The 21826-nt window shown below is 62.3% G+C and carries 19 protein-coding genes and 1 tRNA gene; 11 read left to right on the top strand and 9 right to left on the bottom strand.

The features are described from left to right. Positions 1 to 7 precede the first annotated feature (7 nt). Positions 8 to 1921 carry a beta-L-arabinofuranosidase domain-containing protein gene (locus N0P34_RS13610; RefSeq protein WP_275603769.1) on the top strand — a complete coding sequence of 638 codons (1914 nt, stop codon included), beginning with the start codon at positions 8 to 10 and terminating at the stop codon, positions 1919 to 1921. A 71-nt stretch (positions 1922 to 1992) separates the two neighbouring features. Here N0P34_RS13610 and N0P34_RS13605 read toward each other — a convergent pair whose 3' ends face one another. The 6 genes from N0P34_RS13605 to N0P34_RS13580 form a co-directional block, all read right to left on the bottom strand. After that, positions 1993 to 2751, bottom strand: coding sequence for a 5-formyltetrahydrofolate cyclo-ligase (locus N0P34_RS13605; protein WP_275603768.1), 759 nt, complete (start codon positions 2749 to 2751; stop codon positions 1993 to 1995). Positions 2752 to 2765: 14 nt separating this feature from the next. After that, positions 2766 to 3863, bottom strand: coding sequence for an ABC transporter ATP-binding protein (locus N0P34_RS13600; protein ID WP_275603767.1), 1098 nt, complete (start codon positions 3861 to 3863; stop codon positions 2766 to 2768). Continuing rightward, positions 3863 to 4654, bottom strand: a complete 792-nt coding sequence (locus N0P34_RS13595; protein WP_275603766.1) for an ABC transporter permease — start codon at positions 4652 to 4654, stop codon at positions 3863 to 3865. The genes N0P34_RS13600 and N0P34_RS13595 overlap by 1 nt, the downstream gene beginning before the upstream one ends. Continuing rightward, positions 4651 to 5517 carry an ABC transporter permease gene (locus N0P34_RS13590; protein WP_275603765.1) on the bottom strand — a complete coding sequence of 289 codons (867 nt, stop codon included), beginning with the start codon at positions 5515 to 5517 and terminating at the stop codon, positions 4651 to 4653. Before N0P34_RS13590 ends, N0P34_RS13595 begins: the two co-directional genes overlap by 4 nt. Before the next feature lie 30 nt (positions 5518 to 5547). After that, positions 5548 to 6579, bottom strand: a complete 1032-nt coding sequence (locus N0P34_RS13585) for an extracellular solute-binding protein (RefSeq protein WP_275603764.1) — start codon at positions 6577 to 6579, stop codon at positions 5548 to 5550. 130 nt (positions 6580 to 6709) lie between these two features. Continuing rightward, positions 6710 to 7666, bottom strand: a complete 957-nt coding sequence (locus N0P34_RS13580; RefSeq protein ID WP_275603763.1) for a LysR family transcriptional regulator — start codon at positions 7664 to 7666, stop codon at positions 6710 to 6712. A 337-nt stretch (positions 7667 to 8003) separates the two neighbouring features. On the opposite strand from N0P34_RS13580, the gene N0P34_RS13575 reads away from it, so the two are divergent. The 4 genes from N0P34_RS13575 to N0P34_RS13560 all read left to right on the top strand — a co-directional run bounded on the left by N0P34_RS13575 (position 8004) and on the right by N0P34_RS13560 (position 13503). Continuing rightward, positions 8004 to 9230, top strand: coding sequence for an amidohydrolase family protein (locus tag N0P34_RS13575; protein WP_275603762.1), 1227 nt, complete (start codon positions 8004 to 8006; stop codon positions 9228 to 9230). 126 nt (positions 9231 to 9356) lie between these two features. Beyond that, positions 9357 to 10625: an amidohydrolase family protein gene (locus N0P34_RS13570; protein WP_275603761.1), complete on the top strand. Its 1269-nt coding sequence runs from the start codon at positions 9357 to 9359 to the stop codon at positions 10623 to 10625. Then, positions 10622 to 11860 carry an amidohydrolase family protein gene (locus tag N0P34_RS13565; RefSeq protein WP_275603760.1) on the top strand — a complete coding sequence of 413 codons (1239 nt, stop codon included), beginning with the start codon at positions 10622 to 10624 and terminating at the stop codon, positions 11858 to 11860. Before N0P34_RS13570 ends, N0P34_RS13565 begins: the two co-directional genes overlap by 4 nt. Positions 11861 to 11943: 83 nt before the next feature. Continuing rightward, positions 11944 to 13503: an ABC transporter substrate-binding protein gene (locus N0P34_RS13560; protein WP_275603759.1), complete on the top strand. Its 1560-nt coding sequence runs from the start codon at positions 11944 to 11946 to the stop codon at positions 13501 to 13503. 73 nt (positions 13504 to 13576) lie between these two features. Here N0P34_RS13560 and N0P34_RS13555 read toward each other — a convergent pair whose 3' ends face one another. The 3 genes from N0P34_RS13555 to N0P34_RS13545 form a co-directional block, all read right to left on the bottom strand. Continuing rightward, positions 13577 to 13810, bottom strand: coding sequence for a hypothetical protein (locus N0P34_RS13555; protein WP_275603758.1), 234 nt, complete (start codon positions 13808 to 13810; stop codon positions 13577 to 13579). A 168-nt stretch (positions 13811 to 13978) separates the two neighbouring features. Then, positions 13979 to 14055: transfer RNA gene (locus N0P34_RS13550), tRNA-Arg, on the bottom strand. A 49-nt stretch (positions 14056 to 14104) separates the two neighbouring features. Continuing rightward, entirely contained in the window at positions 14105 to 15187 is a 1083-nt protein-coding gene (locus N0P34_RS13545) for a LacI family DNA-binding transcriptional regulator (protein WP_275603757.1), read from the bottom strand. Between the two features lie 210 nt (positions 15188 to 15397). Here N0P34_RS13545 and N0P34_RS13540 point away from each other — a divergent pair, with 210 nt between their 5' ends. The 6 genes from N0P34_RS13540 (at position 15398) to N0P34_RS13515 (ending at position 21755) form a co-directional block, all read left to right on the top strand. Then, a complete protein-coding gene (locus N0P34_RS13540) occupies positions 15398 to 16639 on the top strand; it encodes an ABC transporter substrate-binding protein (RefSeq protein ID WP_275603756.1) in 1242 nt (413 codons plus the stop codon). A gap of 93 nt (positions 16640 to 16732) precedes the next feature. Beyond that, the gene (locus tag N0P34_RS13535) at positions 16733 to 17674 is read left to right on the top strand and encodes a sugar ABC transporter permease (RefSeq protein WP_275603755.1); all 942 of its coding nucleotides are present in this window, start codon (positions 16733 to 16735) and stop codon (positions 17672 to 17674) included. Continuing rightward, on the top strand, positions 17671 to 18603 hold the full coding sequence (locus N0P34_RS13530; protein WP_275603754.1) for a carbohydrate ABC transporter permease: 933 nt from the start codon (positions 17671 to 17673) through the stop codon (positions 18601 to 18603). The genes N0P34_RS13535 and N0P34_RS13530 overlap by 4 nt, the downstream gene beginning before the upstream one ends. A gap of 6 nt (positions 18604 to 18609) precedes the next feature. Beyond that, positions 18610 to 19692: a sn-glycerol-3-phosphate ABC transporter ATP-binding protein UgpC gene (gene ugpC, locus N0P34_RS13525; RefSeq protein ID WP_275603753.1), complete on the top strand. Its 1083-nt coding sequence runs from the start codon at positions 18610 to 18612 to the stop codon at positions 19690 to 19692. 167 nt (positions 19693 to 19859) lie between these two features. Then, entirely contained in the window at positions 19860 to 20609 is a 750-nt protein-coding gene (locus N0P34_RS13520; RefSeq protein ID WP_275603752.1) for a sugar phosphate isomerase/epimerase, read from the top strand. Between the two features lie 3 nt (positions 20610 to 20612). Further along, positions 20613 to 21755 (top strand): Gfo/Idh/MocA family oxidoreductase, encoded by a 1143-nt coding sequence (locus N0P34_RS13515; protein WP_275603751.1) that lies wholly within the window; start codon positions 20613 to 20615, stop codon positions 21753 to 21755. The last annotated feature ends 71 nt before the right edge of the window (positions 21756 to 21826 follow it).

Here is a 21826-nt window from a genome sequence, read left to right as displayed (position 1 = left end):
ACATAATATGTCTCGTTACGCTCCCGTCCCGTTCCCGTCGGTCAAGCTGGAAGGCCAGTTCTGGCATGAACGGCTCGACACGGTCCTCGCCCGCACCGTCCCCAGCCAGCATAAAAAGCTCGGCGAATACGGCATTCTCGACAGTCTCAAACTCCCCAATCCACCGCCGCCGCTGCGCTTCCCGCGCCACCCCAATGGCTTCACCGTTCAGGTGTTCTGGGACAGCGATGTCGGCAAGTGGATCGAGGCGGCCAGCTATGCGCTCGCCCATCGGCGCGATGCCGATATCGAAGCCAAGATCGAGGCCGCTATCGACGATCTCGAAAAGGCTCAGGCGCCCGACGGCTATCTCAATTGCTGGTATCTCGGTCGCGAGCCCGAAAAACGCTGGACCAATCTGCGCGACAATCACGAGATGTATAATGCCGGCCACCTGCTCGAAGGCGCTGTGGCCTATTTCCAGGTTACCGGCCGCCGGCGCTTCCTCGACATCATGGAGCGCTATCTCGACCATATCTACGCCGAGTTCGGCACCGGCCCTGGCCAGCGCCGCGGCTATGACGGCCACGAGGAAATTGAGCTTGCCCTGATGAAGCTCTATTACCTCACCGGCGAAAAGAAGCACCTCGACTTCGCCACCTATATGATCAATGAGCGCGGCCGCCAGCCGCCACATTATTTCGACTGGGAGCGCGATCAGCGTGAGGGCGGGGATGCCGGCCAGCGCTATGTCTTCGGCAATTACGAATATTCCCAGAGCCACAAACCGGTTCGCGAGCAGGACAAGGTCGTCGGCCACGCCGTGCGCGCCATGTATCTCTATACCGCCATGGCCGACCTCGCCGCCGAACTTGGCGACGCCGATCTCAAGCGGGCTTGCGAAGTCCTCTGGGACGATGTCATGCAGACAAAAATGTATGTCACGGCAGGCCTCGGCCCCTCGGCACACAATGAGGGTTTTACCCACGATTTCGACCTGCCCAACCAGACCGCCTATGCCGAAACCTGTGCCTCGGTTGCCCTGATCTTCTGGGCTCAGCGCATGCTGCATCTCGATCTCGATGGCAAATATGCCGATATCCTCGAGCTCGCCATGTTCAACGGCGCGCTCTCCGGCCTCAGCCGCGATGGCGAGCACTATTTCTACGCCAATCCGCTCGAAAGCGATGGCACCCCGACCCGCTGGGACTGGCACACCTGCCCCTGCTGCACCATGAATGTCTCGCGCCTCGTCGCCTCGGTCGGCGGCTATTTCCTCTCGACCGCCGCCGACGGCGTCGCCTTCCACCTCTATGGCGGTATTGCCTCGGACGTGGAAATATCAGGCACCAAGGTGAGCCTGAGGGAAGAGTCCAACTATCCCTGGTCCGGCGACATCACCATTCACGTCGATCCGGAAACGCCCAAAACCTTCGACGTCAAACTGCGCATTCCCGGCTGGTGCTCGGATGCCAAGCTGGCGGTCAATGGCGACGCGGTGGATGTGTCATCGGCCAAGGCCGGCTATGTCACCATCAACCGTCTATGGACCAAGGGCGACGTCGTCACCCTGACGCTCCCCATGCCGCCGGTCCGCCTCTACGCCCATCCCGGCGTTATCATGGACGCCGGTCGCGTTGCGCTCAAGCGCGGGCCGCTGGTCTATTGCCTTGAAGAAACCGACAACGGGGAGGGTAGGGTCCAGCGCCTCAAACTCCCTCGCAGTGCCGAGCTGCGCACCGAGATGGACAAAAACCTCTTCGGCGGCATCGTTAAGCTGCACGCCGCTGGGACCGCAATCGAGGAAGCCGACTTCACTCAGCTTTACCGAACCGCGCCCCCCCAGGAGACCTCTGCCACCCTCACGGCCATCCCCTACTACCTCTGGGCCAACCGAAATCAGGGCTCGATGGTGGTCTGGATCCCGGAAGCGGTCGAATAGAAGTCGTCCGATCGGCAGAGACAAAAAAGCGCCCGGCGTTCTGGCCGGGCGCTGCAACTCTTCAAATGCGCTTAGCGGCTCGAGCCGGCCTGCAGTTCGCGCAGAAATGGGATCGATTCGAACTGATCGGGCTGCACATGGTCCCAGGAAATGCCCTTGGGGCGGGGATGAGCGCTGTTGGTGGTGATCAGCTCTTGTTCGGTGGCGACGTAGTCCATCCAGCAGTCGAAATCCATCATGACGATGTTGCCGTCCGGCACCACCTGGGTGGAGTGGACGCTGGTGACCAGCGGCGTGTCGGGCCTGATCCGGCCCAGCTCGTTGAGCACGCCGGCTTCAAGATCGGCGAATCCGCCGCCCTTGCCGGTCCGCGCCCCCTGCCGGGTAACGGCCACCGAGCCGAACACGCAGAAATCGAGCTCGGGGATGTCGGTGAATTCGATCCGCTCGCCATGGTGCATATAGCCCTGATGGCTGGCAGCCAGCTCGAAGGTAATGCCCTTTTCCTTGAGCACGACAGGGTCGATGCGGACATAGGGCGCGCTCTGCACCAGTTCGGGAACGGGGCAATAAAGGGTCTTGCCCTCGTAGAGCGCCCGCAACCGCAACGAGTACTGGGCGGAATCGGGATTGACCTTGACCGCCTTGGCAGTCTTCCAGGCCGGAATCTGGGTCATGTGCCAGGCGGCAATATCGGCGCCGGTGAAATTGGGGATATGGCTGCGCGCAGGGCCAATCGCGACCCCGTCCTCGACCAGCTGATCCCAGATGGCATTGCGCAACTCGTCTTTGGCAGGGTTGCGACCCGCCCAGCGACCACGATCGGTCATCACAATCTCCATCACTAAAGTGCGGCTTGCAACCGCATGCCGCCATTCGCGTCGAACAAGAGAGGCGTCTCTTGCGGCGGGAAAAGCAGGATTTCGGGGCCAGCGATCGCCTGTTCGGCGGCCATTCGCACGGTCAACTGCGTGCCGCCCGTCTCGACATGGACAAGCCGGTCCCCACCGACGAATTCGATCGCGGCAATTCGGGCCGACAGGCCGCCCTCGCCGGCGGTTTCGATGGCGAGGGTCTCCGGCCGCAGCGCCATCAGGCACGCCGTGCCGGGTTTGACGCCATTGGCCTGGGGGGCGAGGCGGGCGAGAGGCCGCCAGACATGCCCGTTTGCCAGGGTCCAGCTGTCGGCATCCCTGGCCGTCAGCGGCAGGAGGTTTGCAGGCGGGCTACCGACAAAGCCCGCGATAAACGCAGTCGCCGGCGCGCGATAAAGGGTCTCCGGCGGCTCATACTGCTGGATCCGGCCCGAATTCATCACCGCGATCCGATCGGAGGTGGCGAGGGCCTCGGCCTGGTCATGGGTCACCATGATGGTGGTGATCCCCGTGCGGTCGTGCAACTCGCGCAGTTCGAGGCGCACCTTGTGGCGGAGCACGGCATCGAGATTGGAAAGCGGTTCGTCGAGCAGCAGCAGTCGCGGCCGGATGGCGATGGCCCGGGCAATGGCGACACGCTGCTGCTGACCGCCCGAGAGTTCGCCGGGCCGACGGCTCAGCGCAGGGTCGAGACCGACCATGGCCAGGGATTCATCGACGCGCTTTTCGGCTTCGGCGCGGTCCATGCCCAGCATGTCGAGCCCGAAGCGGACATTCTGGCGAATGCTGAGATGGGGAAACAGCGCATAGTTCTGGAACACCAGCCCGATATTGCGTTTCCAGGGCGGCAGATCGGTGATGTCTTCGCCGCCCAGTTCGATCTGTCCGCGATCGGCGTCGAGCAGGCCGGCGAGGATCTGCAGCAGGGTCGACTTGCCGCAACCGCTGGGGCCGAGCAGGGAGATGAACGCGCCCTGTTCGACATCGAGGTTGATGTCATGCAGCGCCACCGCGCCCTTGTAGCTCTTCTGCACGGAGCGGATGCGTAGATAGGAAGATCCGGTCATCAGAACCGCCTTGAAAGCTGGAAGAGGCGCTGTCCGAGGACGATCACCAATATTGTGAAGCCGACGATCATCGCGGCAATGGCGATCGTTGTCGGGTCGATACCCTCGGTGCGCAGCCGCGAGAAGGTGCGGACCGGGAAGGTAATCCACCCGGCTCCCGCGATCAGCGTCGTCACCACCACATCGTTGAACGAAACGAGGAAGGCGATGGCCGTGCTGGACAGAAGTCCGGGCATGGCTAGGGGCAGGGTGACGCGGCGCACGACATTCCAGGGTGAGGCGCCGAGGCTCTTGGCTGCGGCCTCGAGCTTGGGATCGATCTCGTCAAACGTGGCGATCATGATCCGCGCCGCAAACGGCATGGTGATGGTGACATGGGCAAGGATCAGGCCGGGCAGTGTGCCGTTCATGCCCAATTGCGCGTAGATCGACAACAGCGCGATGGCCCAGACCACCAGCGGCAGGGTAAGCGGAGCGAGCAGCAGCACTTCGAGCGCCAGGCGATAGGAGGGCTTCCCGCGCACAAGGCCGAAGGCGGCGAGGCTCGAAAGCCCGACGGCGATGGCCGTCGAGATGACGCCCAGCACTGTGCTGATCCACAGGCTGCTCTTGTACTCGTTGTGGTTGAACGCTTCCTCGAACCAGCGCAGCGAATAGCTGCGCGGCGGAAAGCGGAAAATATTGCCGCCGTCGAAGGCCGAAAAGATCAGCACCAGGATCGGGGCCAGGAGGAACAGCAGGATGGCCACGACGCCCGCGAGCATCAGGCCCTTGCCGAAACGAGATGTCATGAGGCCCTCGCCAGTCGACGGGAAATCAGCGCGCCGACAAGACCGGCGAGGGCGAGGAACAGCAGCATGACAATGCCGAGGGCCGAGGCAAAGGGCCAGTCGAGCACCATGGCGGCCTGCTGATAGGCGAGAGAGGCAAAGGTAACGACCTTGCCCTGGCCGAGAATCTGCGGCGTCACGAAGGCCGTGAGCGCGGCGCAGAAAACGAGGAGGCTGCCGGCCACGATGCCCGGAAGCATCAAGGGCAGCAGCACTCGCCGCCAGACTACGAATGGCGACGCGCCAAGGGACATGGCGGCCTTTTCATAGTCGTGCGGAATTCGTTCAACAGTGTTGATGAGCGGCAGCACCATCAGCGGCAGGAAGGCCTGCACGAGCCCGATGCTGACGCCGGTAATATTGCCCAGAAGCGGCAGGCTGGTCTGGATCAGGCCCATCGATTTGAGCGCGCCATTGATGAAGCCGAGCGGGCTCAGGAGATTGACGAGTCCCAGCGTGGGCAAGAGCGCGCCACAGATCAGCGGGAGGATCGAGATGCCGATGAGCAGGCCCTTGGCGCGCCCCGCATGGAGCACGATCCACCGCGCCAGGGGCAGGGCGAGGAGCAGGCAGATGAGCGTCACGAAGCCGCTCAGCCAAAGCGTCGTCCACAAACCGCCCAGATAATAGCTGTCGCTGAAGATGCGGACATAGTTGGTGAGAGTGAAACTGGTGTCGAGACTGAGCGAGCCGGGCACCTGGCTCCAGAAGCTCAATACCACCAGAAAGAGGAACGGCAGCACGAAGACACCGAACATCAGGACGGCCGCGGGCGCGACGAGGAGCGCCGTTGTCGTCGGGGTGATGTCCGGTGTCTGGTTCAAGGCGTGCGGTCCTGTGCTCGGGCAGACTGATTACTGGCCGAGGATTTCCTTGTTCCAGCGGTCGGTCCAGTCAGAGCGCTGCGCAATGACATAGGTCCAGTCGAGCTGGAGCAGGCTTTTCACCTCTTCCGGCGTGTTGATCACCTTGGCGGCCTGTTCATCGGACAGGACGACCTTGGAATTGGTCGGGCCGAAGTTCAGTTCATTGGCGTAGGCGGTCTGGGTTTCGACACCGAGGGCGAGGTCGATGAACATCTGGGCCAGCTCGGGCTCAGGGCTGTTGGCGACCTGGCAGACCATGTCACGCACCAGCACCGGACCGGGGTCCTTCGGGAACACGAAGCCGATGCCTTCGTAGTTCTCGAGGTTGGAGATGACATAGCCCGAGATCATCGGCGCGGCGGCGATTTCGCCGGCATCCATCAGGGTCAGCACTTCATCGAGGCTGTTATAGGTCAGCATCGGCGCGCCCAGCTCGGCCAGCTTTGCAAAGGCCGCGTCCGGGTTGGTTTCGTCCGCGCCGGCGATGCGGGCGGCCACGGCCAGCATGCCGTCGCCTTCCGAGCTCGGATAGGGGGCATAGGCCATCTTGCCCTTGAGTTCTGGGTTCCACAGATCGGACCATTCCGGGGCTTCAGGGAATACGGCCTTGCTGTAGGCGATGCCGAGCCCGACAAGGCTCATCGCGTAGCAGCCATCGTTCATGCCGGCCCAGACGTCGGCTGCGGCGGGAACGAGAGCGGCGTCAGGTGCAATGACGAGGCCTTCCTTCAGCGCGGAGGGCGCTTCATAAATGTTCTGGAAGGTCACATCCATGGTGGGATTATTGCGTTCCGCCACCATCTTGGAGAGGCGATCGCCGCTGCCGCCGAGGAGGAACTCGACCTTGGCGCCGGTCTTGGCTTCGAGCGGGCCGGCAACATGCTCCCGGAGGAGGCGTTCGATATCGCCGCCCCAGGTGCCGACGACGAGAGTGCGACCCGAGTAATCCTGCGCAAAGGTTGGCAGGCACGGGAAAAGGCTCACTGCGGTCACTGCCGCGTAACAAGCGATGCGTTTCATGATTCCCTGCTATGTTAAGTTTAATAACGCTGTTCCCGTGCCCACTCGCAAAGGCACGTTGAATTCAGACTAGGCAGGGCACCAGGACAGGAAAAGTTGCCCATCCCATATATGAGTCATAATCCCGGCCTTATGGGCGACCGCCTGGAACCGCCAAAACATCCTGCTCCCGTACGAGCCGGCGTATAGTCTCCCGCAGCCAGCGGTGATAGCGGCTGGCCTGGGAGCGCTCATGCCAGAGCAGGTAGAAGGCCATTACGCCCAGCTCTTCGGGCATTTGCAGAAGTTTGAGCCTGCCGCCGCGCGTCGCATGCTCGGCATAACGCCGCCCGACGGTGAAAGCGTGCTGGGTTCCGGGCAATAATTGCGGAATGATGGAATAGTCGGGGACGGAAATAACCACGCGCCGCTCGAGCCCCAGCCGCGCCAGCATCCCCTCTATGGGGCTGATCGACAAATCCTGCTGGGAAGACGGGGAGATGTGGCTCAGCCTTACATAGTCTTCGAGGGTCAACTGCGTGCCCGCCGGGAGGGGATGGGAAACGCAGACGAGGCAGGCCAATTCCGCGCTCGCCAAAGGCATGTGCTTGAGGTGCGCCGGCGGCACGGGCCAGTTCCCGACGATGGCATCGAGCCCGCCCGATTCCCGCTCCGTTTCGTCACCGCTGTGCAGAGTGGGCACGAAAAGCTCGAGCCGGCAGCGTGGCGCGATCCGGTTCAGCTCGGCGATGAGGTGGGGCACGAGAAAGAACTCGAACGAGGTCGCCGCCGCGATCCGAATTGTCCGTTCCGAGGTGGCGGGGTCGAACGTCTCGTCCGATTCCAGTAGGTCGACGAAGCCGTTCATCAGCGCGTCCACCTGCGCGGAAACCAGCATGCCCTTTTCGGTGAGAACCATCTTCTGGCCCGACCGGACCAGCAGCGGATCGCCGAAAATGTCGCGCAACCGGCGCAGGATCGCACTGACCGAGGGCTGGCTCTGGCCCAGTTGCGCCGCCACGCCCGACACGCTCCGAACCGAAAGCAGGCGCCGCAGAATGTCGAGATCGCGCAGGCTGAGGCCAAAGAAATTGGATCTGCTACTCATCGTCCGCTCCCCGCGCAGCGTCGCTTCCTGCCCTCTTTGATAAGCCACTGCGCGAACAAATCACGGTGTTTATGCGCGAGACGCTTTGGCAGGCGTCATAGAGCCTGTGCCCATATTCTGCCATCGCCCGCTCGCGCGGCAAATGACCGCTCCCGCGAGGCAAGCCGCCGAGATTGCGACCCCTGGTATAAGCAATTTGCCCCGCAATTTTCCCGCCCGGATACTACCACGCCCGCAGGAACGCCTCAAAAACAGGCATTTTCTGCAACTGCTAAAGGTTGTGTCATCAAATTATGTATGACAGTCTACAGATGTTACAAAGTTCGAGGGGGCTTTTGTGAAGCATCTGATCCGCGGCAGGGTTCTGATTGATGGCAAGGGCGGCAGTATCGACCAGGGGGCGGTGCTGTTCGAAGGTGACCGGATCGTCGCCGCCGGTCGCGCTGCCGATATCGGTGTTCCGGAAGGGGCCGAAATCATCGACACGGACGGCACGGTCATGCCGGGAATGTTCGACGCCCATGTGCATTTGCGCTCGCCGGGTACGCCGGATGAGACCGGCATGCACAAATGGGAGATGGCGAGCATGTCCTATGCCGACATGTCCCTGCGCGCCGCCTATTACGCCCAGCAGACGCTGCGGTCAGGCTTCACCTCCGTCCGTGACCTTGCCGCTCCGGGCGGAACGATCATCGATCTGCGCAAGGCCATCGATGCCGGGTATATTACCGGGCCGCGCATCAAGGCGTGCGGCATGGGTCTCACCGTAACCGGCGGTCATATGGACGAGGGCGGTTGGGCCGATCACGTCAGCTTCGCCAACATGACCGCGCCCTGCAATGGCGCCGACGGTTTCCGTCAGGGTGTGCGCGAGCAGCTCAAGCGCGGCGCCGACTTTATCAAGCTCAACACTTGGGTCTCCTATCACAACAGCCCGACCCGCTTCTGGCGGCAGGAGATGACCGAAGACGAGATCCGGGCGGCCTGCGATGAAGCGCACGCCCAGGGGGTCCATGTTGCGGCTCACACCTATGGTCCGGACGGTGTCGCGGCCTCGGTGCGCAACGGGGTCGACACGATCGAGCACGGTCACTGGATCGACGAGCCGACCATAGAATTGATGGTCAAGCACAACACCACTTTCGTGCCGACGCTGACCATCAACGATGTTCATGCCAGCTACGCCGTCGACAATCCGAACCTGGCGGAAAAATACAAGCGCTGGCACCGGGAATCGAGCGCGGCCAAGTGGAAGACGCTCGAATTGGTGCGCAAGGCCGGCATCCGCGTCTGCACCGGCACCGACAGCGGCTTCCAGCTCGAAAACGGCAAATGGGGCGCCTATGAGCTCATGCTCATGGTCAAGGGCGGGTTCACCCCGATGGAGTCCATCGTCGCCGCCACCGCGTCTAGTGCCGACATGATGGAGATCGAGGCGGGGCGCCTCGAAGCCGGCAAATATGCCGACATCGTCATCGTTGACGGCAATCCGCTCGATGACATCTCCATTCTTCACGACATCAGCAAACTCCGCGTCTTCAAGGGCGGGGTCGCGGTGCAGTGACCGGATAAAGGACGGCCGGCCCGACCGGCCCGCAGCGAAAGAGATCACGAGCAGACTTCATCAAGGCCCCCGACAGGAGGGCCTTCCTGAAGACCTGCGCAAAATTACCGACGAAGGAAACGCGCCATGAGACAAATCTTTCTCGCCGACAAGGTGATCGACTGCACGGGAGCGGCGGCGATCGAGAAAGGCGCCGTGCTGGTGGAAAAAGGCCGGATCGTCGCGGTGGGCCGACAGGCCGATATGGGCGTGCCGGACGGCGCGGTCATGGTCGAGACCAGGCCCGGCTCCACCCTCATGCCCGGCCTGATCGATAGCCATGTGCACATTGTCTATAGCGGCTCCGAGAATGCAGCCGTGGCGCGGGCCGAACAGACCGATACCTCCTATCCGGCGATGGCCCTGCGCGCGGCCGCCCACGCGCAATTGGCGCTGGCCAGCGGCTTCACCGCCCTGCGCGACATGCACGCCCCCGGCGGCGTCGCCATAGATCTGCGCAACGCCATCGCGCGTGGCGATGTGGTGGGACCGCGCCTGAGTGCCTGCGGTCGCGGCCTGACCGTCACCGGTGGTCACATGGACTTGCCCGGCTATGCCGATCACGTTTCGCTCGATGGGTTTGCCCATCCCTGCGACGGCCCGGACGAGTTCCTCAAGGGCGTGCGCGTCGAGGCAAGGCGGGGCGCCGACTTCATCAAGCTCAACACCGCGGTGGGGTCGCGCAAGGTGCCGGGCGTCTATTGGCGTCCGGAAATGAACCCCGCCGAAATCCGGGCGGCCTGCGACGAGGCCCACGCGCAGGGGCTCTATGTCGCCTCGCACACCTCCGGCGGTCCTCCGCTCACCGCCACCGTGGCGAACGGGGTTGATTGCGTCGAGCACGCCCACTGGATCGATGATGAGTGCATCGATCTGATGGCGGAGCGGGGCACCTTTCTGGTGCCGACCCTGCTCGTTAACGAGCGCAATTTCGAGGTTGAGCTCGCCCCCGGCCAGACCCTCTCGGACTGGGCCTATTCCTCCCGCGACGCAAAATGGGTGTCGCTCGAAAAGGCCCGCAAGGCCGGGGTCAAGATCGGGGCGGGCACCGATGCCGGCTTCATGGTGCCCCACGGAACCATGCACTGGCGCGAGCTGGCGCTGCTGGTTCAGGGCGGCTTCACCGAGATGGAAGCAATCATTGCGGCCACGCGCGTCAATGCCGAACTCATGTCGCTGCCCGTCGGCGTGCTCGCAGCCGGAAAGCTGGCCGATTTGCTTGTCGTCGATGGCGATCCTCTCGCCGACATCTCCATTCTCGGCGATGCAAGCCGGCTGACCGTATTCAAGGACGGCTTCAAGGTCGCCGAGGGCGGCACACTGATTTCTTCCTTTCCTGCCGAGGTGGCCGCATGAAACTGATCCGAGCCGACAAGCTGATCGATGGCACGGGAGCCAAGGCTCTCGAAGGGGCCGCCATCCTGATCGAGGGCGATCGCATCAAGGCCGTTGGACGCGCTGCCGACATTGGTCAGCCCGAGGGCGCCGAAATTATCGATGCGCCGAAAGGCACGACGATCATTCCCGGCCTCATCGATGCTCATGTGCACATGGCCTATAGCGGCGCGGTGGATCTCGATGCCTTCCGGGTCGAGACGGCGCTGATACACTGCCCGGCAATGGCCCTGCGAGCCGCGCGCTATGCCCGCGAGACGCTCGAATACGGGATCACCGCCGTGCGCGACATGCACGCGCCGGGCGGGACCATCATCGATCTGCGCCGGGCCATCGATGCCGGGCAGGTCGAAGGCCCGCGCATCAAGGCCTGCGGCCTGGGCCTGACCGTCACCGGCGGCCACATGGACCAGCCCGGCTTCGGCGATCACGTAATGTTCCGCGACATGAACGCCAATTGCGAGGGTCCCGACGGTTTCCGGGCCGGCGTGCGCCAACAGCTCAAGCGCGGCGCCGATTTCATCAAGCTCAATCCCTGCGTCGGCTCGCGCCGCGACGAGCGCTATTTCCGCTTCGAGATGACGCTGGCCGAAATCACTGCCGCCTGCGAAGAAGCCCACGAACAGGGCGTCATGGTCGGCGCCCATACGTCGGGCGGCCCCCCGCTGTCTGCGGCCATCCGCGCCGGCTGCGACACGGTCGAGCACGCCCACTGGATCGATGACGAGACGCTTGCTTATATGGCCGAGCACGGCACTTACCTCGTCCCCACGCTCGCGGTGAACGAGGCCTCCTCGGCCTATATCCTGGAACACGGCGCCTCCGAGCGGACGCTCAAATGGGCCAGCGATTCCGAAACCGCCAAATGGGAGCGTCTGACGCGTGCCAAGGCAGCGGGCGTGAAGGTCGCCATGGGCTCCGATGCCGGCTTCTTCCTGCCGCATGGCGCTGGCAATCTCCGCGAGATCGAACTCCTCGTCCAGGGTGGCTATTCCCCCATCGAGGCGATCCATTGCGCGACCGCGGTGGGTGCCGACCTCATGCAGATCGACGCCGGGCGGCTAATTGCGGGCAAGTTCGCCGACATCGTCCTCGTGGCCGGCGATCCCACCGAAAATATCTCAATCCTGCGCGACAAGACCAAACTCACCGTCTTCAAGGGCGGCAAGCCGGTCTCGCGTCGTCTGAAGCACTAGCATGGCATCCGCCAGGTGGTTTCGATGTCTGAGGGGGCATCGAAACCACCCCGTTTTCTGACCCAAGGAAGGAGGGTTTCCTCATGAAGCTCATAAGACATCTGCTCGCAGCAGGCACGGTCGCGCTGGTCGCGCCCGTTTCTGCGGTGATTGCAGCGCCGCCGGACAACACCATCGTGGTGGGCCTGTCCACGGACGCCGTTACGTTCGATCCCGCACAGATTTCAGCGCGCGACAATTCAAACATCGCCCGCCACATCTTCCAGACGCTCTATGAGCCGGTTCCCACCGGCGGCCTCGTGCCCGATCTGGCCTCGGGCTATTCCATCTCGGAAGATGGGCTCGAATATACCTACACCATCCCGGAGGGCCTTACCTGCTCGGATGGCGAGCCGCTGACCGCCGAAGACGTGGCCTATTCCTTCACCCGCCCAGCCGATCCGCAGTACAATTTCACCGGCAATACGCCGGGCTACATCTTCTCCTCGGTCGGCTTCAAAAGCGCCGAGGCGCTGAGCGACACCGAGGTCAAGATCACCATCGGCCGCAAGAACCCCATCGCTTTCACGCTGATGAGTGAAGTGATGATCCACTGCAAGGATAGCTACGAGGCCATGACGGTGGAAGAAGCCGCCGAACGCCCGATCGGCTCCGGGTCCTATAAGCTGACCACCTGGGATCGCGCCTCCCAGATCGTCCTTGAAAAATACCGCGAGCCGGGCAATTTCGACACGCTCGTCTATCGCATCATCCCGGAAGCATCGACCCGTTCGGCCGAGCTGATCGCCGGCAATGTCGATATCATCACCAATGTGGCGCCCGACCAGCTCGAGCCCATCAACACCTCCGGAACGGCCGAGGTCCAGGCTGTACAGGGCACGCGCCGCATCTATGTCGGTTTCAATCTGCGCGATGATTTCGCCCAGGGAAGCGAGGGTGGGGCTGCCATCCAGAACACCGATGTTCGCGTCGCCCTGCAATATGCCATCGACGTGCCCTCCATCTGCTCGCAGCTGCTCAATTTCGAGTGCGAGCGCGCCACGGGCCTGGTGAACCCGCCCAACGGCAATCCCGACATCGAACCTTATCCCTATGATCCGGAGATGGCTGAAAAGCTGCTGGACGAAGCCGGCTATCCGCGGGGCGAAAACGGCGTTCGTTTCAATATCAAGCTGCAGGGGCCGCGCGGCCGCTACCTCAATGACGCCAATGTCGTTCAGGCCATTGGCCAGTATCTCAACGATATCGGCGTCGAAACCGAAGTTGAATTGCTGGAATTCGCCTCGGTCTATGTCCCGCTCATCCGCGAGCACGATGCCGGTCCGCTGTTCTTCCTGGGCACCGGTGGTGACCTCGCCGAGCCGCTTGTCGACATGACCGATCTGGCCACCGTCGAATCCGGCACCAACTACACGTCCTGGAAAAACCCGGACTGGTTCAACGGCTGGGCAGACATCTCCAAGACCACCACCAAGGAGGAGCAGCGCCCCATCATCAATCGCATGCTGGACGTTTTCTACAACGATCCGCCGTGGCTGATGCTCTACTTTCAGCCTGACTTCTACGGCGTGTCCGATCGGGTGAACTGGCAGGCCCGCCGCGACGAACGCGTCTACCTCTGGGATGCCTCACTCGCAAAATAACGCATAACGAACTCAGAAGCGCGGCCGCCGGATCACTCCGGCGGCCGCAACTCATTGGCGATTTGTGTGGCGCCTATTCGGCGAGGCCAGGCGGCAGGGTGCCGGCCTTGAACAGCACTTTCGGTTCGTCATAGGTGTCGGCCTCCACATCGACGTCTGCGGAGTAGGCCCAGACGCCCGCCCTTGAAGGCGCGATCCGCTCAGCTGCCGCTATCGCAGCCTCCGCCGACCGGGCAGCCTGCGGCTGATCCGGCTCCAGCTTGCGCCCTTTGGCGCGGAAGCCTTGAACAAAGTACAGGGTTGGCACGAGTGCGATCCTTCTGATGAGCCGGACCATGAACCGAGGTAATAAGGACGAGGTCCTTACCGCAATCGACGGGATCTGGCTGACGTGACTTGCGACAGTGCAGTTCTGCAGCATCGATCGTCCAGCGATCCCACCGTGGAAAAACAAATGGGAAAGCGACTGAAATTCTGGCGATCCCGACAGGATTCGAACCTGTGACCAACAGCTTAGAAGGCTGCTGCTCTATCCAGCTGAGCTACGGGACCGCGCGCCCTTCCTTTATCGCATTTTGCGGGAAATGGAATGCCTCTTGGGTCAGGGCAGGGCAGGCGCGTCGGCGCGTTCCACAGATGGCGGACGTCCGGTGCTCTCGCGCACCACCAGCTCGCTCCGCAGGACGATACGCAGGGGTTTTTCCCGGTTCGCCGAGCCCTCGATCATGTCGATAAGCGCCTCGGCGGCCATCCGCCCGAGCATTTCCCGCGGCTGGCGCATGGTGGTCAGGGGCGGGTCGATATGCGGGGTAACGCCCAGATCATCGAACCCGATGACCGAGATGTCCCGGGGGCAGATGATCCCGTGCTGGCGCAGTCCCGAGAGGAAGCCGATGGCCGATTCATCATTGGCCGCGAAGAAGGCGGTGGGCCGCTCGGGCAGCGACAGGAACCGCGCCGCCGCTGCATAGCCCGTTTCCATTTCGAAATTGCCGCGCAGGCACCACTCGGGTCGCACTTCGAGCCCGACCTTGTCCAAAGCCCGCGCGAAGCCGCTATGCCGTTCGCGCGCAACGATATTTTGCTCCGGCCCCAGCAAATGCCCGATTCGGGTGTGGCCCAGATCGATCAGGTGCCGCGTCGCCCTCTCCGCCGCCTCGATATTGTCGGTCAGAACCGTGTGAAAACCCGATTTGGGAATCTCCTCGCAGGCGATCACCACCGGTACCATCGCCGCCTGGTCGCGCAACGATTGCAGCTGCGCCACCTCGATCGAGCCATCGAGCAGCAACAGCCCGTCGGCGCGATTGGACAGCAGGAAATCCTGCAGCCGCCCCACGGTCTGCCTGCCGAAATAGAGGTTGATGACGAGGACGCCATAGCCCCGCAGCGCCGCCTCTCGCTCGATGGCGTCGAGGATCGACGAAAAGAACGGATTGCGGATGTCAGGGAGGGCAACCAGGATTGCTTTTGCACTGCGCTGGCGCAGCGAGCGGGCGGTCTGGTTAAGCGTGTAACCGGTTACACGAACGGCCTCCGAAACACGGGCGCGCGTCGCCTCGCTCACCTTTCCGGGGGCGGAGAGGGCGCGGCTCACTGTTGCTGTAGAGACTTTCGCAAAACGCGCAACGTCTTGGATTGTCGGCGTTTTTCTTGGTTCTTGCACGTGAGCCAGCGCCTCCATTCGCTGTCAATTCTGCAAAGGGTCTAAAACGATCTTGACAGGTCCGCAAGTCCTGTATGAAACTCCTGAAATCGATTGCACTGGGCGTTTTGGTCAATTGCAATCGATTACACGCGGCCGGCCTGGGATGTCTCATTCAAAGAAGACAACCTCGCGGCTGGCGGCATGATTGGGGCGGAGGCCCCTCGTGTTCGTTGGGAGGACATATCTATGAAGAAGTTTGCAGTAGTTGCCGCCATGGCAACTGCGTTGCTCGGCTCGACTTCGGCCATGGCAGCGGATCTTGAAGTCACCCACTGGTGGACTTCTGCCGGTGAAGCTGCCGCTATCGCCGAATTCGCCAAGATTTTCGAGGCAGAGACGGGCAATACCTGGGTCGACAGCGCGCTGGCCGGTTCGGGCACTGGCGCAAACCCGGTCATCATCAGCCGTATCATCGGTGGCAACCCGATGGGCGCCACCCAGATGAACACCGGCCGTGATGCCGAGGAGCTCATCCAGGCTGGCCTGATGCGCGACCTGACCGACGTTGTTGCCGATCTCGATATCGACAGCTTCTATGTCGACCAGTCCCTGCTCGAGCCGTGCCGCTACGAAGGCGGTCTCTACTGCCTGCCGATCAACATCCACTCGTGGGACTGGCTGTGGCTCTCCACTGCTGCCTACGAAAAGATCGGCCAGCCCGTCCCGACCAATTGGGATGAATATGTTGCCTCCTGGCCTGCACTGCAGGAAGCCGGCATCCTGCCCTTCGGCCTCGCGACCGGCTGGCCGATCAACGGCATTCCCGGCGTTCTCATGAACGGCATCGGTGGTGCCGACCTCGTCAAGCGCATCAACACCGACAAGGATCCGGAAGCCGTTCGCGGGCCGGAATTCCGCAAGGTTGCTGAAGCTCTCGACGCCCTGCGCAAGGTGACTTCGCCCGAAACCATGGTTCCGTCCTTCGGTGACGTTGGCAATCAGCTGCTCGAAGGCACTGCTGCCGGCAACATCCATGGCGACTGGCTCGCTGGCGATCTGCAGATCGCAGGCGGCGTCCCCGGTGAAGACTATGAATGTCTCCCCGCTCTCGGCGTCGGCGATCAGCTGACCGGTGGCGGTGACTCCTTCTACTTCCCCAAGCTTCCCGAAGGCACCGATCCGGCTGTGATCGAAGCCCAGGCCCAGCTGGCACGCATCCTGATCTCGCCTGAAGCCCAGCTCAAGTTCAACATGGTCAAGGGCTCCATGCCGATCCGTACCGACATCGACCTGTCGGGCGCCAACGCCTGCATGACCAAGGCTCTTGGTCTGCTCAAGAACGGCCTGCTGCCCTCGGGCGACTCCTCGCTCTCCAGCGACACCCAGCAGCAGCTGCAGGATCTCGATCTCGAATTCTTCGCTGACGAAAGCGTCACCGTTGATGACTACATCGAGCGCCGCGCCGAGATCATCGCTCAGGCTGACTAATTCTGCCCGGGTTGAATGAGGCTCAGCTCTCATTCCAAAAAGCGGTGGTCGGTCTCTTAGGAGATCGACCACCTTCTCAATGGAGAGAAGTTTATGGCGGACATTGCCGTTAAATCGGGGGAGGAGGCACGCGACGTCGCTCGGCCTGGCCTCCTGCAAAAGACCTTCCTGAAAAATCTGCCCGCCAAAATAGCGGCGCTGCCCATGATGGCGACCGTTCTCGTCGTCTTCGTCGGGTGCACGATCTGGACAATCTACTACTCCTTCACCAACTCTAAGCTCCTGCCGACCGGCAAGTTCGTCGGTTTCGATCAGTATGAGCGCCTGTTCACCACCAATCGCTGGAATATCTCGGTCACCAATCTGATCACCTATGGCGCCATGAGCCTGGTGTTGACACTGACCCTTGGCTTCCTGCTTGCCGTGCTGATGGACCAGAAGATCCGCTTCGAAAGCGCCTTCCGCACCATCATGCTCTACCCCTTCGCCCTCTCGTTCATCGTCACCGGCCTCGTCTGGCAGTGGATCATGAACCCCACGCTCGGCCTCCAGGGCGCGATGCGTAATCTGGGCTGGGAGAATTTCACCTTCGACTGGATCACCAATCCGCGCATGGTGCTGTTCGCGCTCCTCATTGCCGGTCTCTGGCAGGGCGTCGGCTTCTGCATGATCCTGATGCTCGCTGGTTTGCGCGGCGTCGATGAAGAGATCTGGAAGGCCGCGCGCGTCGACGGCATCCCCACCTGGCGCACCTATGTGTCCATCGTTCTGCCGATGATGCGCGGCGTGCTCGTCACCGCCGTGGTGCTGATCGGCTCGGGCATTGTCCGTCTCTATGATCTGGTCGTGGCCCTCACCAATGGCGGCCCGGGCATTTCGTCCGAAGTACCGGCCAAATACGTCGTCAACTATATGTTCTCCGGCGGCAATATCGGTCAGGCACTCGCAGCCGCGACCATGATGCTGCTGACGGTGATGATCATCATGATCCCGTGGGCCTATCTGGAATTTGGCGGAAAGGGCCGACGTACATGAGCAATACCGCAACTCTGTCAGGCTCGGCGCCTGTCTCGTCCGGCCCGTCCGTCGAGCCGCGTGGCCCGAGGCCAAAGCCCTTCTTCACCCCGAAGAAGATCATGATCTATACGACCCTGGTCTTCTTCTCGCTCTACTTCCTCTTTCCGCTCTATGTGATGGTCTCGACCTCGTTCAAGACCATGCCGGAAATCCGCTTCGGCTCGATCTTCGCTCTGCCCAGCCAGATCAATTTCGACGCCTGGGCACGGGCCTGGACCAGTGCCTGCACCGGCCTGAACTGCAACGGTCTTGCTCCGGGCTTCTGGAACTCGGTCAAGATCACCATTCCGTCCACGATCGTGTCGATCTTCATCGCGGCGATCAACGGCTATGCGCTGGTCAACTGGCGCTTCAAGGGTTCGGAAATCTTCTTTGCCATCCTCATCTTCGGCTCGTTCATCCCCTATCAGGTGATGCTCTATCCGCTGGTGATCATCACCCGTGAGCTCGGCATTTTCGGCAAGCTCGAAGCCGTCATCCTGATCCACACCATCTTCGGCATGCCCATTCTGACGCTGCTGTTCCGCAATTACTTCGCCTCGCTGCCGCAGGAGCTGTTCAAGGCCGCCCGCGTCGATGGGGCAGGGTTCTGGCGCATCTTCTTCGAGATCATGCTGCCCATGTCGCTGCCGATCTTCGTGGTGGCGCTCATCCTGCAGATCACCGGCATCTGGAATGACTTCCTGTTCGGCGCCGTCTTTGCCGGCACGCAGAACCAGCCGATGACGGTGCAGCTGAACAATATCGTCAATTCTGCCCAGGGCACGCCCGAGTACAACGTCAACATGGCGGCCACCGTGCTCACCGGCCTCGTGCCTCTGATTGTCTACTTTGTCTCCGGCAAGCTGTTCGTTCGCGGCGTGGCCGCTGGCGCCGTGAAGGGATAAACGACTATGCAACCCAGCGTTTCCATCAAAGACCTCTCGCTCAATTTCGGCAATGTGAAGGTGCTCGAGCGCCTCAATCTCGACATTGCCCAGGGTGAGTTCATCGTGCTGCTCGGGCCCTCGGGCTGTGGCAAGTCGACCCTGCTGAACTGCATCGCGGGGCTTCTCGAAGTCTCCGACGGGCAGATCTTCATCAATGGCAAGAACGTCACCTGGGAAGAGCCCAAGGACCGCGGCATCGGCATGGTGTTCCAGTCCTACGCGCTCTATCCGCAGATGACGGTCGAAAAGAACCTGTCCTTCGGCCTGCGCGTTTCGGGCATGGCCAAGGATGAGATCGAAAAGCGCGTCAAGCGCGCCGCCGAAATCCTCCAGATCGAGCCGCTGCTGCAGCGCAAGCCGGCCAATCTCTCCGGTGGCCAGCGTCAGCGCGTCGCCATCGGCCGCGCCCTCGTGCGTGATGTGGATGTGTTCCTCTTCGACGAGCCGCTATCCAACCTCGACGCCAAGCTCCGCTCGGATCTGCGCGTCGAGATCAAGCGCCTGCACCAGCGCCTCAAGAACACCATGATCTACGTGACCCACGACCAGATCGAGGCCCTGACGCTTGCCGACCGCATCGCCATCATGAAGAGCGGTGTCATCCAGCAGCTGGCCGATCCGCACACCATCTACAACAAGCCCGTCAATCTCTATGTGGCAGGCTTCATCGGTTCGCCGTCGATGAACTTCCTCAACGGCACGCTGGATGGCGCGACCTTCACCGCCGATGATGGCACCAAGATCCCGGTCGGCTCCTACGATTTCACCGCGCCGGCAAATGGGGCGCGCAAGGCCGTCCTTGGCGTCCGTCCCGAGCATATTTTCCTCGGCGATGCGGCGCATGGTTCGCCCTTCACCACGTCGGCGGAGATCGAGATCGTCGAGCCCATGGGCTCGGAGACCCTCGCCTGGACCAAGGTTGCCGGCATTCCGGTCACCTTCCGCTGCTCCAGCGATATCGAGCTCAATGTTGGTGACAAGGTCACCCTCGGCTTCGATATCGCGCGCGGTTCGCTGTTCGACGCACAGACGGAAAACCGTCTCTGATTTCCAACCCGTCCGGCGCCTCAAACTGGTGCCGGACGGCCGCCTCGGCGGCAAAAACTTACCTTTGCGGTACTTGGTCTGGCATTCCGGCAGGACTGGTTATTGTGTTTAGCCTATTTCTGTCCGCGCGATGCGAGGCCGCATTTTAATTATTGGACGGGGCCATTATGGACTTCTCTTACCAGCTTTACAGTGCACGCAACGAGGCGTCGCTGGATGATACCCTCAAGACGCTCAGCGGGCTTGGCTATACTCAGGTCGAAGGTTGGGGTGGCCAGTTCGCCGATCCTGCAGCGCTGGCCCAGAGCCTGAAGAACGCCGGCCTCAGCATGCCGACCGCGCATATGGGCTTTGCCCAGCTCGAAGATACCGACGCTGCCCTGCGCATCGTCGACACGGTTGGCATCGACACCGTCTATTGCCCCGCTCCTCCGTCCGAGGCCTTCCGCCTCGGCCTCGGCGACTGGCAGCATTTCGCCGAAGGTCTCGCCAGGATCGCCGCTGCCTTCAAGGCCGCCGGCAAGGGCTTCGGCTACCACAATCACCATTGGGAATTCGCCAGGGACGCCAATGGCAAGACGCCGATGGAGCTGATCCTCGACGCCTCCCCGGACACGCAGTGGGAAATGGACCTCGCCTGGGTGGTCAAGGCCAATGAAGACCCGCTCTTCTGGCTCGACAAGCTCGGCAGCCGCATTACCGCCGTCCACGTCAAGGATATCGCCCCTGCCGGCGAGAATGCCGATGAAGATGGCTGGGCCGATGTCGGCCACGGCACGCTCGACTGGAAAACCCTGATTGGTGAAGTGAAGGCCAAGACCAAGGCCCGCTATTTCGTCCTCGAGCATGATAAGCCCGCCGATGCGATCCGCTTTGCGCGCCGCTCGATGGATACCCTCAAGAGCTTCGGAGTCTAAGCCATGGCAAAGACCTATGGCGTCGGCATCATGGGTGCCGGCAATATTTCTGGCGCCTATCTGCGCCTCGCGCCCCTGTTCAAGGGGCTCGAGGTCCGCGCCGTTGCGGACATCCGCCCGGAAGCCGCCAAGCTGCGCGCCGACGAGTTCGGCGTCGCCGCCCAGACCCCCGATGAACTGCTGAAAAACAGCGAGATCGACGTCATCGTCAATCTCACTATTCCGGCGACCCACTACCAGGTTTCGTCCGACATCATCTCGGCCGGCAAGCACGCCTATTCCGAAAAGCCGTTCGTGCTCTCGGTTGAAGAGGGCCTCGCCCTCAAGAAGGCTGCCGACGAGCGTGGTCTCAAGGTTGGCTCGGCGCCGGACACCTTCCTCGGCGGCGCGCACCAGCAGGCCCGCGACATCATCGACAGCGGCAAGCTCGGCAAGATCATGAGCGGCACCACCCACGTGATGAGCCGCGGCATGGAACACTGGCACCCCAATCCGGACTTCTTCTTCCAGCCCGGTGGTGGCCCGATCCTCGATCTCGGCCCCTATTACGTTACCGAGCTGATCCATCTCCTCGGCCCGGTCAAGCGCCTCTCGGCCTTCACCAACATGGCCCGCGCCGAACGCACCGTCACCGCCGAAGGCCCGTTCAAGGGCAGCACCATCAAGGTCGGCACCCCGACTACGATCCACGGTGTCCTCGAATTCCATAACGGCGCCATCGTCACCGTCGGCGCCAGCTGGGACGTGGCGGCCCATGGCCACCACAATATCGAGCTCTATGGCACCGATGGCTCCATCTTCGTGCCCGATCCGAACTTCTTTGGTGGCGATCTCGTCACGGCCAGCATCGATGGTACCCGGACCCCGGTCACCCCATGGGATCACCCGTTCGGCAAGCCGAACCAGGAACTCGACAAGCCCGTTCCGCGCGCCAACTATCGCGCTGCTGGCCTTGCCGACATGATGAACACCATCGAAACCGGTGCCCCGGCGCGTTGCGGCCTCGATGTTGCCCTCCACGTCATCGAAGTCCTCGATGGTCTGCTGCGGGCTGGTGCGAGCGGTGAGGTCCTCACCCTGACCACCACCTGCGAGCGCCCGCTGGCCCTCGGCCCAGACGAGGCCCGGGCCCTGCTCAAGGCCTGATGGACGTACCTCATTGACAGGTGCGAGGCACTGGTCAAGACTATTTCGAATTTGATCCGGGCGGCGGCAAT

It is taken from the genome of Devosia sp. FJ2-5-3 (assembly GCF_029201545.1).
Lineage (GTDB): Bacteria > Pseudomonadota > Alphaproteobacteria > Rhizobiales > Devosiaceae > Devosia.
The sequence above is the reverse complement of the archived record's forward strand: the minus strand, read 5'-3'. Positions and strand labels throughout refer to the sequence as shown.